The organism is Sphingobium sp., assembly GCA_023266575.1.
Classification (GTDB): domain Bacteria; phylum Pseudomonadota; class Alphaproteobacteria; order Sphingomonadales; family Sphingomonadaceae; genus Sphingobium.
On sequence record JAHFPV010000017.1, the window covers coordinates 23496 to 36886 of the forward strand.

Below are 13391 nucleotides of genomic sequence, written 5' to 3' on the forward strand. Positions count from 1 at the left end.
GCATATGCGAAGCCCTCGTCCCCCCGGACGGGGGTTTCGTCGCATTCTTGAAAATGCGCGAAAGGGCGCATTTTGTACGGCCGCACCGGCATGTCCATCGCATAGGGATATAAGGATACGCCCTTGGCTTTGGCGGTTATGCCTTCCATGATGAAAGCCATGACCCATATCAACCGGCGCGCGATGATCGCCGCCACCGGCGCAGCGCTGATCCTTCCCCATAAGCTGATGGCGCAGACGGCCAGCGAGCCTTTTTCGTGGGAACGGCTGGTGGCGCGGGCGCAGAAACAGGCGCGCGCGCCTTTTGCCGAGACGCCCTTGCATCCCGGCGCGCAGGCGATTGACTATGATGCGCTGCATCAGGCGCGCTTTGCCGATGATCGCACGATCTGGGGCGATTTGCCCGGCGATACCGGGGTGCGGCTGTTCCCGCTCAGCCGGACGGCGGCACAACCGGTGCAGATCGCGCTGGTCGACAAGGGCCGCGCCACGCCGCTGCATTATGACCCGGCGATGTTCGACGCGCCGGGCGGAAATCCGGTCAAGAAGCTGCCCCCCGACGCGGGCTTTGCCGGGTTTCGCATCATGAATGCGGCGCGCGACGGCGACTGGCTGTCCTTTCTGGGGGCCAGCTATTTCCGTGCGCCCAGCCCGCAAAAACAGTTCGGCCTGTCGGCCCGCGCGATCGCGATCAATACCAGCATCGCGGGCAAGGAGGAATTTCCCCGCTTCACCCATTTCTGGCTGGAGCGGTCGGGGACGAGCAGCATCACCATCCATGCGCTGCTGGACGGGGCATCCATCACTGGCGCGTTCCGCTTTGTCAGCAGCCTTGGAGCCGATGGCGTGCGGCAGGATGTGACTGCGGCGCTCTTTCCCCGCCGCGCTATCCCCGAACTGGGACTGATGCCGATGACCAGCATGTTCTGGTATGATCAGGCCAACCGGCGGCAGGGAACCGACTGGCGACCGGAAATCCATGACAGCGACATGCTGTCGATCGCCAGCAGGGACGGCATTGTCAATGCCCGGCCGCTGGTCAACCCCGCCATGCCGCAGGTCAGCGCCTTTGCCGAGCGCGACCCCAAAGGCTTTGGCCTGCTCCAGCGCGACCGGGATTTTGCCCATTATCAGGATGATGGCGTCTTTTACGACCGGCGGCCATCGCTCTGGGCGACCCCTGCCCGGCCGCTGGGCGCGGGTCAGGTGCGGCTCTACAGCTTCCCGACCGACAGCGAATATACCGACAATGTGGCGGCCTATTGGACGCCGGACGCCGCGCCGGTGCCGGGGCGGCGGATCGACATGGCCTATCGGCTGGACTGGTCGGCGGCGCAGAATCCGGCCGGGACTACCCTTGCGACCGTCGCCAATGTCTGGCGCGGGCGCGGCGACAAGGGCGATGCGCAGCGGCTGGTGGTCGATTTTGCGGGCGTGCCACAAGGGGTGCGGCCGGACATATGGACCGACCTGAGCGGGGGCACGCTGATCAAGGCAGCCGGTTATCCGGTGCTGGCGCAGCCCGGCCTGTTTCGCGCTGTCATCGACCTGGAGGCGAAATCGGGCGTTCCGACCGAGGTTCGGCTGCAACTGCGCGGTGACGGTCGCCTTTTGAGCGAATATGTGCATTATCCGATTGTGGGATGAAGGGAACCGCCAGCGTAACGAGCGGTTCTTCCCTGTGGGTCAATCACAACCAGGTCTGGAAATAGGGTGACGGGAGGCGTGCTGACGGTGGATGCCGTCACCGGAGACAAGCCCATGCCACGGGCATTTGAACAAGTGCCGGCGGAAACGCCGATCGCCATGCCGGTGCAGGATTTTGGCGGGCGTCCGCCGATGATCGCGCGGCGGCGGTTCAATATCGACCTGTGGGCGCGCCGCCTGCTGGTCGTGCTGCTGGCGCTGCTGCCCGCCGCCATGGCCGCGCATGAGATGCGCCGGTCGATCGGGCTGGACGGGATTTCAGCGTGGGAGGGCGTCTATCTGGCGCTGTTCATCCCGCTGTTCGCCTGGATCGCTTTCGGTTTTGCCACCGCGTTGATCGGTTTCCTGCTGCTGACCGTGGGCAAGGGGCGCGCCGTCACGCCTCATGCTTTGACCCCCGCGACAGCGCTGGCGGGCAAGACCGCGATCCTGCTGCCGGTCTGTAACGAGGATTTTCTGGGCGTGCTGGGTCGGCTGTCGATCATGGAGAGATCGCTGGCGCAGGTGATGGGGGGCGAACGGTTCGAGTTTTTCATCCTGTCCGATTCCAACGCCGACAATGGCGAAACGGAGCGGCGCGCCTATCTGGAAATGCGAGAGTCCTTTTCTCGCCCGGTCCATTATCGCCGTCGCGCGCTGAACATCGGGCGCAAGCCAGGCAATATCGCCGAATGGGTCGAACGGTTCGGCGGCGGTTACGACTATATGGTCGTGCTGGACGCGGACAGCGTGATGAGCGGCCAGACCATGGCGCGGCTGGCCGCCGATATGGAACGGCATCCGCAGGTGGGGCTGATCCAGACCGTCCCCACCGTGGTGGGTGCTGCGACGCTGTTTGCGCGCTGGCAGCAATTTGCCAGCCGCTTGTTCGGGCCGATTTCGGCGGCGGGGATGATCTGGTGGGCAGGCTCCGAAGGCATGTTCTGGGGCCATAATGCCATCGTGCGGGTCAAGGCGTTCGCGCAGAGTTGCGGCCTTCCCGAACTGCCCGGCCGCGCGCCCTTTGGCGGGCACATCATGAGCCACGACATGATCGAGGCGGCGCTGCTGCGGCGGCGCGGCTGGGACGTGCATATGGTGAGCGCCGAGGATAGTTTCGAGGAATTTCCGCCCGCAATGCCCGACCTCTTCACCCGCGACCGGCGCTGGTGTCAGGGCAATATCCAGCATGTGCCTTTGTTCATCAAGATTGCCGGGCTGCATCCAGTCAGCCGCTTCCAGCTGCTGGTCGGGGCGTCGGCCTATTGCACGTCGCCGCTGTGGCTGGCGCTGATGCTGGTGGTGCTGGGCGGGGCGCTGGCGGGCGTGTGGCCGCCAAGCGCGGTGCTGCCGTCGGGTGGGCTGCTGGCGGTGACCGCGACCTTGCTGTTCGGACCCAAGCTGCTGGCGATGGTCTGGGCGATGATCGATCCGGCGCGGCGGATCGGCTTTGGCGGCGCGGCGCGGATGACGCGCGGGGTGATCGCCGACATTGCGCTGTCGATCCTGATGGCGCCGGTGGCGATGCTGACCCAGACGATCAACCTGTTCGGTATCTTGATGGGGCGCAAGAGCAGTTGGAACGGGCAGACCCGCGACCGCGACGGCATGGGGCTGGGCAGCGCCATCTGGCTGTTCAAATGGCATATTTTGCTGGGGATCGGCCTGACAGCGATGGCGGTGCAGGCGGGCGGGCTGGGCTGGATCACGCCGGTGGTGGCGGGATTGCTGCTGGCACCCGTGCTGGCGGCGCTGACCGCGCGCAAGGATCTGGGGCGGCGAGCGGAGCAGAGCGGGCTGTTCGTGGTCGCCGATCCATGGTGGCGCACGCAAAGCTATCGCCCGCTGCGGTTCCGCTGGCCGAGTGGCGATGAGCGGCGGATGGGGCCGTTTGCGGCGAATGATGAGTGATTTGGATCACGCCAACACCCGTTCGGGCTGAGTTGGTCGAAGCCTCGTTCTTCTTCGCAAGAAGGACAGCCCTTCGACAGGCTCAGGGCGAACGGACGTGGTGTTGGGCGTTAATCCCAGTCGCGCAGTTTCTCACGTAGCCGGTCGAGCGCGGCTTTCTTGATCTGGCAGACCCGTGCCGCGCCAATGTCCAGCGTGTGGCCGATTTCCTCCAGATTGAGTTCCTCGACGAAATAAAGTTGCAGCACCAGCGCCTCGCGCTCCGGCAATTCGCTGATGCCGTTGGCGATCGCGGCCTTGAGGGATTCGCGTTCCAATATGTCGTCGGCGCGGTCCTCCACATCGGCGAACCACATCGACTGGTCGGAATAGACTTCGTCCATGCTGGTGTGCTGGACCATCTCCACACTGTCGGCGAGTTCGCGATAGTCGGACGGGTCCAGCCCCATGTCGGCGGACATTTCCGCTTCGGTCGGCAGGCGACCCAGCTGCTGTTCCAGCCGGTTGCGGACCTTGGCCAGATCCTTGCGCTTGGCCATGGCCGACCGGCAGATGGTTGCCTGCCGCCGCAGATGGTCGATCATCGCGCCGCGCACGCGCAGTTGCGCATAGGCGGCAAAGCCAAGCCCGCGATCCTCGAAACTGTTGGCGGCCTCGACCAGTGCGACCATGCCGATCTGGAGCAGGTCCTCCACCTCGATGGCGGTGGAGACGCGGCCATGGACGTGCCAGGCGATCTTGCGGACCAGCGGCATATATTGGCGCGCCAGCCGTTCCGGGCTGTTGTCCCCCGGCTTGGCATAGGTGTGGGCGCCGGACGTGATCTTGTTCATGTACATCGGTCAGCCTCTCCTCAAGCGACCCGTTCGCGCTGCATCATGGGATCATGACGCGGCGCTGGATCGTGGCGCGGCGTGGGGCGTTGTTCGCCTCCGACGACGGCGGCCACCTCCACACCCTTGCCATCCGGTATTTCCAGGAAGGACAGGACCGGCGTTTCGGGCAGATGCGGCTTGAACAGCCGCGCCATCGCCCGGCGCGCGACCGGCGAGGTGACGATGGCGAAATTGCGCGCCTGGCCCAGCAAGGGTCGGGCGGCCTGCACCACCGCTTCGACGATGCGGTTGGCGAGCGCGGGTTCGATCGGGTGGCGGGCGTCGCCAGCCACGCGCATCGCCTGCGCCAGCAAGGCTTCGAGATCGCCGTCCAAAGTGATGACAGGGAGCGGCATCTTGACCGGCACCAGCCCCTGAATGATGAGCGCGCCGATACGCTGGCGGACCGCTTCGACCAGTTGTTCGTGGCTCATGTCGGGCCGCGCGGCGTCGACCATGGCTTCGCAGATGCGGCGGAAATCCTTGAGCGCTATGCCTTCGGACAGCAGGGCGCGGCAGAGCGCGCTGATCTGGGTCAGGCTGAGCGTGCCGGGGGTCAGGCCATCGACCAATTGGGGCGCGACGTCCTTCAGATTGTCGAGCAGCTTGCGCGCTTCATCGAGGCCGAACATTTCCGCGGCGTTCATCGCGATCAGCTGATTAAGATGCGTTGCCACGACCGTCGGCGGATCGACCACGGTATAGCCTGCGACCACCGCCTCGCTACGTTTGGCCTGCGGAATCCAGACCGCATCGAGACCGAAGGTCGGGTCTTTCGCAGCGCGCCCTACGACCGTGCCTTCCAGCGCGCCGCTGTCGAGCGCGAGCAGATCTTCGGGCCAGATTTCATCTTCGCCGACGACGACGCCCGCGATGGTGATGCGATATTGATTGGGTTCGAGCGCCAGATTGTCCTTCACGCGGACCATCGGCACGACGAAGCCCAGTTCCTTGGACAGTTGGCGACGGATGCCGGTGATCCGCGCCATCAAAGGCGCGCCCTTGCGTTCGTCCACCAAACCGATGAGGCCATAGCCGATTTCAAGGCCGAGCAGCGCGCCGTCCGACACATCGCCCCATTCGATCAGCGCCGGATTGGCGGGTGGTGGTGCGGGCGCGGGTTCGGCGGCCTTTTTCTGGCTCGCCTTGCGCAGGTTCCAGGCGATGAGCCAGGATATGGCAGCAGCAGGCAGCACGATCAGGTGCGGCATACCGGGCAGTACGCCCATGAAGGTCAGGATCGCCGCGACCGGCACCCAGGCGCGGGCCGACCCGAACTGGCCCGCAATCTGGCCGGACAGATCATCCTCGCTCTTGACGCGGGTGACGATGGAGGCGGCGGCGATCGAGAGCAGTAGTGCTGGCACCTGCGCCACCAGCGCGTCGCCGATGGCCAGAAGAATATAGGTTTCCGCCGCCTGCCCCATGGTGAGGCCATGGCTGACGACGCCCAATATGATGCCGCCGATGATGTTGATGACCAGGATCAGGATGCCCGCAACCGCGTCACCCTTCACGAATTTGCTGGCACCGTCCATCGACCCGTAGAAATCCGCTTCGGTCGCGACTTCGGCGCGGCGCAGCTTGGCTTCTTCCGGCGTCATCAGGCCCGCGTTCAGATCGGCGTCGATCGCCATCTGCTTGCCGGGCAAGGCGTCCAGGGTGAAGCGGGCGCTGACTTCCGACACGCGGCCCGCACCCTTGGTGATGACGACCAGGTTGATGATCATCAGGATGGCGAACACGAAGATGCCGACGACATAGTCGCCGCCGATCAGGAAATGGCCGAACGCCTCGATCACCTGCCCCGCCGAATCGGAGCCTTCATGCCCCTGCACCAGCACGACGCGGGTGGAGGCGACGTTGAGCGCGAGGCGCAGCAGGGTCGCGAACAGCAAAACGGTCGGGAAGGCGGAGAAATCGAGCGGCTTGGCGGCGTTCAATGCGACCATCAGCACGGCGAGCGAGATCATGATGTTGGTGATGAACCCGATGTCGAGCATGATCGCCGGGACCGGCACCATCATGAACAGCACGACCATCAGCGTCGCAAAGGGCAGCACCGCCCCCTTGGCGGCGCTCATCCAGATCTTCGCTTTGATTTGGTTGGGAGTCATGAGGAGCCGTTACCTTCCGAGGGTGGCGAGCATGAGATAGGCGAGACGTGCGGTCTGCGGCTGGGGCCGGATGCCGACATCGACTTGTTGCGCAAGGCGCTGGGTTTCGATCCGCACATAGTCGGCGGGCTGAACCGTTTTTGCGCCGCTAGGGAGCGATGCGTCGGCATATTGGACGTCGCCGCCCAGGCTATCTACGCCCTTCTGCAATTTCGACGCGAAGCGATCGCGAATGTCGGCGAAGCTGCGGGCGTTGCCCTGCCGATCGTAAAAGATCGAGCGGTTGGCGCGCGCCGCCGACGGGAAGAGCGAGGCTGCGGTGGCATCGGGCGCGCGGTCATGGACCGACAGAAATTTGCTCGCGCCGCCGACGCCCAGAAAATGGGCCAGGTAGAGATCGACCGGTTCGGCTTCGCGGCCAAGGCGCTTTTCAAGGAAAGCCTTGTTATCGGCCGCATGTTCGGCCGCCATCACGGACGCGGTTTCGGGATGTTTGCGCAGGTCGAGGATTTGCTGGCGCAGTTCCGGGTCCGACACATAATAACGGCCATTGCTGCCCTGGCTGATCGCGTCGGACGCCCAGCCCAAGCCATATTCGCTGCCATGCTGGTCGATGACCGCGAGCCAGCTCTGGTCGATGAACTGATAAAGGCCCGTCGCGGACGATGTCGTCGCGCGGGCGGTGGGGTTCATGCTGGATTCGATTTTCGCCTGACCCAGCAGATAGGCGAAATCGACGCCCGTACGGCGGCTCGCCATGGCGATCGCGTTCGTGACGCGATTGCCTGTCGAAATCCCCGTTGCTGTAATGTCTGGCAAAGCCGACATCGGTTCATTGTCCCCACTGGTTCTGGGGAGCATTAGAGCAAGGCTTATGCCAAGATTTGGTTAACAGGGGCGCAACTATTTGATTTTCTGCATTTGCCCCAAACGAAAAACGGCGCCGATTGGCGCCGTTTTCGAATGTAACAGAAAATGGTTTTTAGCGGCTGTAGGTCAGCGGCGCGTTGCGGGCGCCGTGGGCGGCGAGCATGGCCAGCCGCTGATTCGCATGGTCGGCGAGCAGGTTGACCCGGATGCGCGCGCTGTCGATCAAAGGGAGCATCGCGCTCAGTCGGGCGACGGTCTGGGGTTCGGAGCGCCAGGCACCGATGGCGCGCACGGCGGCGGCACTATGGCTTACCCGCTTGCTGGCGATTTCGATCGCAGCGGCATCACTGCCGTCCAGCACCTCGCGCAAATCCTCGAAGGCTTCGAACAGATCGTCCAGCGCACCAAGGCCCAGCGACATGGGACTTATCCTTATCCGGCGACCGGCAGGTCGAGCGCCACCATGCGCTCGGCAATCGCCGATGGGTTGACGGGGTAGTTGCCCGACGCGATCGCAGCCTTGATGGCAGCGATGCGATCCATGTCGACCGGCGCGCCTTCCGCCGCCATGCGCGAAGCAGGGGTGGCCGACGACGCCGACGAAGATGCAGTGGTCGAGCTGCTGGCGGACGACGCACGCGTCTTGGTCCCTTCCCGCAGGCGGGTCGCCTCTATGGCGGCGCTGATGCTCTGGCCAACTGACTTAATCATGGGTTCAATCCTTCATTCGTCCCTTAAACGCTATAACGGACAAGTTCAGAAATCCTTAAATCCGGGAATGCGCACAAGCCCCATTTCCACAACTTGGGCAAAAATCGGTGCGGATTTCTTGTCCTCACGCACCCGGATGGTCTCGCCGACCGCGCCATCTTCATCCGCAATCATCACGCGCGAGACGCTGAAAGCCGCATTGCCAGCCATGAGCTGCACCGGATCGCCGCGCTTGACGACATGCTCGGTCGGGACGGCGCGGGCCGCAGGGGTGAAGCGGCTGGCGGCCGCGGCGCGCGGCACCGGGCCGGACGCGGCGGCTGATGCGCCTGCGACCAGCGGTACGCGAATCCGCCAGCCCTGCGCGTCGCATTTGACGATCGCGGCACCGAAAACCGGGCCATCGATTGAAGGGGTGGAGGGGCAGGCTGCCAGCTTCAGGCGGCGATCGACCGGGGCGACCGGGCCGCCCGGTTCGCCCAGATTGGCGCCGACGGTCATCGCGACCAGGCTGTCGATCCGGTCGAGATTCTCGAACTTCTGCTGCGCCAGCGCAGGCTGCACGGTCGCGATGGCGACGGCGGCGAGAAGGATCGGTTGGAAGCGAAACACGGTATGTCTCCTGAAAAGACGGAGGGTCTTTCCGGGGGTATCAGCAAGAGGCGTGCCAGTTTGCACTATTGTTGGGGCTTAACTCCCGCCGCGATGCGGATGATCTGGCCCTGCCCGCCCTTGCCGTCGGCCTGATCGAGGCCGCGAATCAGCAGGCGATCCTGCGCGATGCCGTCCAGCTTGAGCGCGCGGGCAACCGCGCCGATGCGGGCGGCGGCGAGATCCCAGTCGTCGAAACGCTGCTGCGCGCGATCGCTGCCATGGCTGCGAATCTCTACGCCGCCCGGCTCCTTTGCATATTGGCGGGCGATGACGGACAGGCGGGCGCGGCCCTGATCGCTCAGCAGCGCTTCGCCCGGTACGAACAGCTCGACCGCGCGAATCTCTATGCCCGGCCGCATCACCCGGCCGCCAAATTGCTGCGCGACCTGCGCAAGCATGGCGTCGCGGCGCGATCCGCTGGCCTGCAACAGCACGAAGAAGGCGAGCAGGAGCAGCAAAAGATCAGCGAAACTGACGGCCCAGCGGTTGCGCCGCGCGGTGGCGAGGGTGGAAGCGCTCATGCGACTTCGCGGATCGACGCCCGGCGCAGCGGCGCATTTTCGCGCCGTGCGATGGCAAGCATCCGGGCGACGACCTCCTGCTGCCAGGCCAGTTCGCGTTCGGACAGGTCGGCCAGCCGCGCGGCAATGGGCGCGGCGATCATGTTGGCGATAATCACGCCGTAAAAGGTGGTGAGCAGCGCCAGCGCCATGGCAGGGCCAAGCGCTGCGGGATCGTCCATCGCTGCGAACATGCCGACCAGGCCGATGATCGTCCCGGCCATGCCCAGCGCGGGCGCAGCGTCGGCAACCGATAGCCAGACGTTGCGCGCGCCGGCATGGCGCTGCGCCCGGTCGGCCAGCGTCTGCGCCGCCCAAAGCTCGAACAGGTCGGTGCGTTCGCTATTGGCGAGTTTGCGCGCGGCGTCGGTCAGGAAAGGATTGGCGGTCTTGACCCGGTCGGTGCAGGACAGGCCGCGCAGCTGCGCCACCTGATCGATCTTGAGCGTTGCCGCGCGGGCCGCGTCGCGATCCCGCGTTGGATCGGCCGTGACAAGCGGCAGGAGCGCCGCGATCGCCCGACCGAGCGCGGCCGCGCCGTTCTGGAACAGCGCCACAGCCATGATGCCGACGACCATGGCCAATAATGTCAGCGGGTCGAACAGATGGCCCATCGTCGCGATCATGCAAATTCGTCCCCGTTTGTGGCCCGTTTTTGGCCGTCACCGGACAGCGGCAAGGCGGTGCCGCCGACCGGCAATTTCTTGCCGCCCTTGCCGCCCATAGCCGCCAAAGCCCCGATTTCCGGGGTTTTCCGCCCTGCCCCTGCGTCACCCACGCAAATTGGCACGGCTCTTGCGGATACACAGGCTGGATCGCCCGTATCGAACGCCATCAGGCATGAGAACGGCAGCGGTCGACCAACTTTTAGGCCTGGCAAAGGGCAAAAGGCATGTCGGTGGAAGAAAGTCTGTTCGGGATTCATGGAAAGGCGCTGGCGCTTCGTTCGCAGCGCCTGTCCCTGCTCGCGTCCAACATCGCCAATGCATCGACCCCCGGCTACAAGGCTCGCGACATTGATTTCGACGCGGCGCTGAAAAGCGCGACGTCGCAGGTGAGCGGCGGCGCTGCTGACGTGTCGAAGGCGGTCGATGACAGCATGGGCTATCGCGTCCCGCTCCAGCCCAGCCTGGACGGCAACACCGTCGAACTCAGCACCGAACAGACGCTGTTTGCGGAAAATGCCGTCAAATATCGCACGACCCTCTCCTTCCTTGAGGGCCGCATCAACACCATCAACCGCGCGCTGAAGGGTGAATGAGCATGAGTGGCTCCGGTCCCATGAACGTCTTTGACATTGCCGGTCGCGCCATGAGCGCGCAGCTGGTGCGTCTGAACGCCACGGCTTCCAACATGGCAAACGCCGGCAACGTCACCGGCAGCGCGGGCGAAGCCTATCGCGCGATCAAGCCGGTGTTCCAGTCGGTTACCGACAGTCCCGGCGTGTCGACGGTCAAGGTGTCGCAGGTGGTCACCACCGACGCGCAGCCGACCAAGCGCCATGATCCCAACCATCCGCTGGCCGATGCCAATGGCGATGTGTGGGAAGCGGCGGTCGATAGCAATGCCGAGATGATCGACATGATCGAGACGGCGCGCATGTACCAGAACAATGTGCAGGTGCTCAACACCGCCAAATCCCTGATGCTCGAAACCATAAGGATCGGCAAATGACGACCTCTACCGTCACCGACAGCGCCGGGCTTTCGGTCTATAATCCGACTGCGAAAGTCGGCACCGGCAAGTCGCAAATGGGGCAGGAGGATTTCCTGCGCCTGCTCACCGCGCAGATGCAGACCCAGGACCCGTTCGAGCCGGTCGATAACGCCGAAATGGTGTCGCAGATGGCGACCATCACCAATTCGAGCGGCATTGCCGAAATGAACGCCAATCTGGCGTCGATCAAGGAACAGCTGACCGGCACGCGCATTGGCGATGCGGCCAGCTGGATCGGCCGGTCGATGCTGGTGCAGAGCAATATCGCCGCGCCCGACGCCAGTGGCCTTTATGCCGGGCAGATCACCCTGCCCGCTGCGGTCGATGGCGCATCGGTCGATCTGGTCGATGCCAGCGGCAATGTCGTCAAGTCGATCGATCTGGGATCACAGCCAGCAGGCGATGTCAGCTTCTACTGGGATGGCAAGGACGACACCGGGGCGACGGTTTCCACCGCCGCGCTTCAGGTCAAGGTCAATGGCGCGACGCCCAGCAAGGTCGCGACCTGGGCCACCATCGCCGCCGTCCAGTCACCGGCGGACGGATCATCGTCCAAACTCATCACCGCGCTCGGCACCTATAGTCCGTCGGACGCGCTCAGCCTCAGCTAAATTTTCTTTTACAATATCCTTTTCACCCAAGGAGTTACGCCATGTCCTTCTACATCTCTCTCTCCGGCCTCAAGGGCGCGCAGGCCGATTTGTCGGCCATTTCCAACAACGTCGCCAACGTCAATTCGACCGCGTTCAAGAAGAGCAAAGCGCAGTTTGGCGACATTTTCGCGGCCGCGCCGATGCAGACCACCAATCAGGTCGCGGGTCAGGGCGTGCGCGTGCAGGGCATCACCCAGCAGTTCACGCAGGGCACGATCGAAACCACCGACAAGACGCTGGATCTGGCGATCACCGGCGAAGGCTATTTCACGGTCAAGGCAGAAGATGGCACGATCAGCTACACCCGCAACGGCGCGTTCGCGGTGGATGATGACCGCTATGCCGTCGACACCACCGGATCGCGTATTCAGGTGTTCCCAGTCAATGCCACCACCGGTGCGCTGACCACAGCGCCGACAGCGGCGACCACGCCAGCAGCGCTGACCGATCTTCAGGTGCCGACCACCTATCTGGGTCAGGCGGGCGGCGCGCAGCTGACCAGCGTGGGCGTGGCCAAGGACGGCCTGGTATCGGCCATCTATGCCGATGGCAGCACCGCCTATCTGGGTCAGGTGGCGATGGCCTCCTTCAACAGCCAGGAAGGTCTGCGGCAGGAAGGCGACGCGCACTGGTCATCGACCGTGGCGAGCGGCGATCCAATCCTGGGCACCGCCAACACAGGCATGTTCGGCGCGGTCAACTCCGGGTCGCTGGAACGCTCCAACGTCGACATCACCGACGAACTGGTGTCGCTGATCGCGGCGCAGCGCAATTTCCAGGCGAACAGCAAGGCGATCGAGGCAGCCAACACGCTGACCACCACCATCGTCAACCTTCGTACGTAAACGCAACGGGTTAGGAGGCTTCGTCCATGGACCGGCTCGTCAATACGGCACTTACCGCGATGCGCGGCGCAATGGCCCGGCAGGCGTCGATCGCGAACAATCTCGCGAACGCCAATACGGTGGGCTTTCGCGCCGAAATCGCCAATGCCGAGACGCGCTGGATCAAGGGCGATACGTTCGACACCCGCGCACAGGCATCCGAACAGGTGATCGCCGCCGACATGGCGCAAGGCGCGGTCACCCAGACGGGCAATGCGCTCGACGTGGCCCTGAATGGCGATGCTCTGCTCGCCGTTCAGGGTGCCGACGGCAGCGAAGCCTATACACGGCGCGGCGACCTGAAAATCAGTGACAGCGGCCTGCTGACCACCGGCGACGGCCTGCCCGTATTAGGCGAAGGCGGTCCCATCACCCTGCCGCAGATGGACAGCGTGTCGATCGCCCAGGATGGCAGCATTTGGGGCGTGCCGCAGGGCGGCGACGCGGCCAATCCGCAGCGGATCGATGCGCTGAAACTGGTCAATGCGGCCGGGTCCGGCATTGCCAAAAGCACCGACGGCCTGTTCCGCGAAGTCAATGGCGGCGCATTGCCGCAAGACCCGCTGGCGACCGTCACCAGCGGATCGATCGAAGGATCGAACGTCAACGCGACCAGCGCGCTCGTCCAGATGATCGAGGCGAGCCGCGCGTTTGAAACGCAGGTCAAGCTGATCGACACCGCCAAGCAGCTGGACGATGGCGGCGCATCGCTGATGCGGCTCGACAGTTAAACTGGCACGAACCTTGCTTTGAT

15 protein-coding genes are annotated in these 13391 nt (G+C 64.4%); 7 read left to right on the plus strand and 8 right to left on the minus strand.

Going from position 1 to position 13391, the window contains the following annotated elements; all coding sequences use genetic code 11:
* The first annotated feature begins 159 nt into the window (after positions 1 to 159).
* Positions 160 to 1647: a glucan biosynthesis protein gene (locus Q0D44_RS15435; RefSeq protein ID WP_294137717.1), complete on the plus strand. Its 1488-nt coding sequence runs from the start codon at positions 160 to 162 to the stop codon at positions 1645 to 1647.
* A 114-nt stretch (positions 1648 to 1761) separates the two neighbouring features.
* A complete protein-coding gene (mdoH, locus tag Q0D44_RS15440; RefSeq protein ID WP_294137720.1) occupies positions 1762 to 3597 on the plus strand; it encodes a glucans biosynthesis glucosyltransferase MdoH in 1836 nt (611 codons plus the stop codon).
* Positions 3598 to 3707: 110 nt separating this feature from the next.
* Here mdoH and Q0D44_RS15445 read toward each other — a convergent pair whose 3' ends face one another.
* The 8 genes from Q0D44_RS15445 to Q0D44_RS15480 all read right to left on the minus strand — a co-directional run bounded on the left by Q0D44_RS15445 (position 3708) and on the right by Q0D44_RS15480 (position 10010).
* Positions 3708 to 4436: a FliA/WhiG family RNA polymerase sigma factor gene (locus Q0D44_RS15445; protein WP_294137722.1), complete on the minus strand. Its 729-nt coding sequence runs from the start codon at positions 4434 to 4436 to the stop codon at positions 3708 to 3710.
* Positions 4437 to 4450: 14 nt separating this feature from the next.
* Complete coding sequence (flhA, locus tag Q0D44_RS15450; RefSeq protein ID WP_294137723.1) at positions 4451 to 6589, minus strand: flagellar biosynthesis protein FlhA; 2139 nt, start codon at positions 6587 to 6589, stop codon at positions 4451 to 4453.
* Between the two features lie 9 nt (positions 6590 to 6598).
* The gene (locus Q0D44_RS15455; RefSeq protein ID WP_294137725.1) at positions 6599 to 7417 is read right to left on the minus strand and encodes a lytic transglycosylase domain-containing protein; all 819 of its coding nucleotides are present in this window, start codon (positions 7415 to 7417) and stop codon (positions 6599 to 6601) included.
* 154 nt (positions 7418 to 7571) lie between these two features.
* Complete coding sequence (locus Q0D44_RS15460; protein ID WP_294137728.1) at positions 7572 to 7880, minus strand: hypothetical protein; 309 nt, start codon at positions 7878 to 7880, stop codon at positions 7572 to 7574.
* Between the two features lie 11 nt (positions 7881 to 7891).
* Positions 7892 to 8170: a flagellar biosynthesis anti-sigma factor FlgM gene (flgM, locus tag Q0D44_RS15465; protein ID WP_294137730.1), complete on the minus strand. Its 279-nt coding sequence runs from the start codon at positions 8168 to 8170 to the stop codon at positions 7892 to 7894.
* A gap of 45 nt (positions 8171 to 8215) precedes the next feature.
* Complete coding sequence (locus Q0D44_RS15470) at positions 8216 to 8782, minus strand: flagella basal body P-ring formation protein FlgA (RefSeq protein ID WP_294137733.1); 567 nt, start codon at positions 8780 to 8782, stop codon at positions 8216 to 8218.
* 65 nt (positions 8783 to 8847) lie between these two features.
* Positions 8848 to 9345, minus strand: a complete 498-nt coding sequence (locus Q0D44_RS15475; protein ID WP_294137737.1) for a flagellar motor protein MotB — start codon at positions 9343 to 9345, stop codon at positions 8848 to 8850.
* A complete protein-coding gene (locus Q0D44_RS15480) occupies positions 9342 to 10010 on the minus strand; it encodes a MotA/TolQ/ExbB proton channel family protein (protein ID WP_294137740.1) in 669 nt (222 codons plus the stop codon). The genes Q0D44_RS15475 and Q0D44_RS15480 overlap by 4 nt, the downstream gene beginning before the upstream one ends.
* Positions 10011 to 10276: 266 nt before the next feature.
* Between Q0D44_RS15480 and flgB the strand changes: the two genes are divergently transcribed.
* From flgB to Q0D44_RS15505, 5 genes are read left to right on the plus strand one after another with little or no spacing between them, the layout of a single operon-like run.
* Positions 10277 to 10645: a flagellar basal body rod protein FlgB gene (gene flgB, locus Q0D44_RS15485; RefSeq protein WP_217675497.1), complete on the plus strand. Its 369-nt coding sequence runs from the start codon at positions 10277 to 10279 to the stop codon at positions 10643 to 10645.
* 20 nt (positions 10646 to 10665) lie between these two features.
* Positions 10666 to 11058, plus strand: coding sequence for a flagellar basal body rod protein FlgC (gene flgC, locus Q0D44_RS15490; protein WP_294137745.1), 393 nt, complete (start codon positions 10666 to 10668; stop codon positions 11056 to 11058).
* Positions 11055 to 11711 carry a flagellar hook capping FlgD N-terminal domain-containing protein gene (locus Q0D44_RS15495; protein ID WP_294137747.1) on the plus strand — a complete coding sequence of 219 codons (657 nt, stop codon included), beginning with the start codon at positions 11055 to 11057 and terminating at the stop codon, positions 11709 to 11711. Before flgC ends, Q0D44_RS15495 begins: the two co-directional genes overlap by 4 nt.
* 41 nt (positions 11712 to 11752) lie before the next feature.
* Positions 11753 to 12598 carry a flagellar hook-basal body complex protein gene (locus tag Q0D44_RS15500; protein WP_294137750.1) on the plus strand — a complete coding sequence of 282 codons (846 nt, stop codon included), beginning with the start codon at positions 11753 to 11755 and terminating at the stop codon, positions 12596 to 12598.
* A gap of 26 nt (positions 12599 to 12624) precedes the next feature.
* Complete coding sequence (locus Q0D44_RS15505; protein WP_294137755.1) at positions 12625 to 13368, plus strand: flagellar basal body rod protein FlgF; 744 nt, start codon at positions 12625 to 12627, stop codon at positions 13366 to 13368.
* Positions 13369 to 13391 lie beyond the last annotated feature (23 nt).

Bases quoted from the DNA above. Each gene is read 5' to 3' on its own strand.
- Q0D44_RS15505 (WP_294137755.1), top strand. From the start codon at position 12,625: ATGGACCGGCTCGTCAATACGGCACTTACCGCGATGCGCGGCGCAATG.
- flgM (WP_294137730.1), bottom strand. From the start codon at position 8,170: ATGATTAAGTCAGTTGGCCAGAGCATCAGCGCCGCCATAGAGGCGACC.
- Q0D44_RS15460 (WP_294137728.1), bottom strand. From the start codon at position 7,880: ATGTCGCTGGGCCTTGGTGCGCTGGACGATCTGTTCGAAGCCTTCGAG.
- flgC (WP_294137745.1), top strand. From the start codon at position 10,666: ATGAACGTCTTTGACATTGCCGGTCGCGCCATGAGCGCGCAGCTGGTG.
- Q0D44_RS15455 (WP_294137725.1), bottom strand. From the start codon at position 7,417: ATGTCGGCTTTGCCAGACATTACAGCAACGGGGATTTCGACAGGCAAT.
- Q0D44_RS15500 (WP_294137750.1), top strand. From the start codon at position 11,753: ATGTCCTTCTACATCTCTCTCTCCGGCCTCAAGGGCGCGCAGGCCGAT.
- Q0D44_RS15435 (WP_294137717.1), top strand. From the start codon at position 160: ATGACCCATATCAACCGGCGCGCGATGATCGCCGCCACCGGCGCAGCG.
- Q0D44_RS15445 (WP_294137722.1), bottom strand. From the start codon at position 4,436: ATGTACATGAACAAGATCACGTCCGGCGCCCACACCTATGCCAAGCCG.
- mdoH (WP_294137720.1), top strand. From the start codon at position 1,762: ATGCCACGGGCATTTGAACAAGTGCCGGCGGAAACGCCGATCGCCATG.
- flgB (WP_217675497.1), top strand. From the start codon at position 10,277: ATGTCGGTGGAAGAAAGTCTGTTCGGGATTCATGGAAAGGCGCTGGCG.
- Q0D44_RS15495 (WP_294137747.1), top strand. From the start codon at position 11,055: ATGACGACCTCTACCGTCACCGACAGCGCCGGGCTTTCGGTCTATAAT.
- Q0D44_RS15480 (WP_294137740.1), bottom strand. From the start codon at position 10,010: ATGATCGCGACGATGGGCCATCTGTTCGACCCGCTGACATTATTGGCC.
- flhA (WP_294137723.1), bottom strand. From the start codon at position 6,589: ATGACTCCCAACCAAATCAAAGCGAAGATCTGGATGAGCGCCGCCAAG.
- Q0D44_RS15475 (WP_294137737.1), bottom strand. From the start codon at position 9,345: ATGAGCGCTTCCACCCTCGCCACCGCGCGGCGCAACCGCTGGGCCGTC.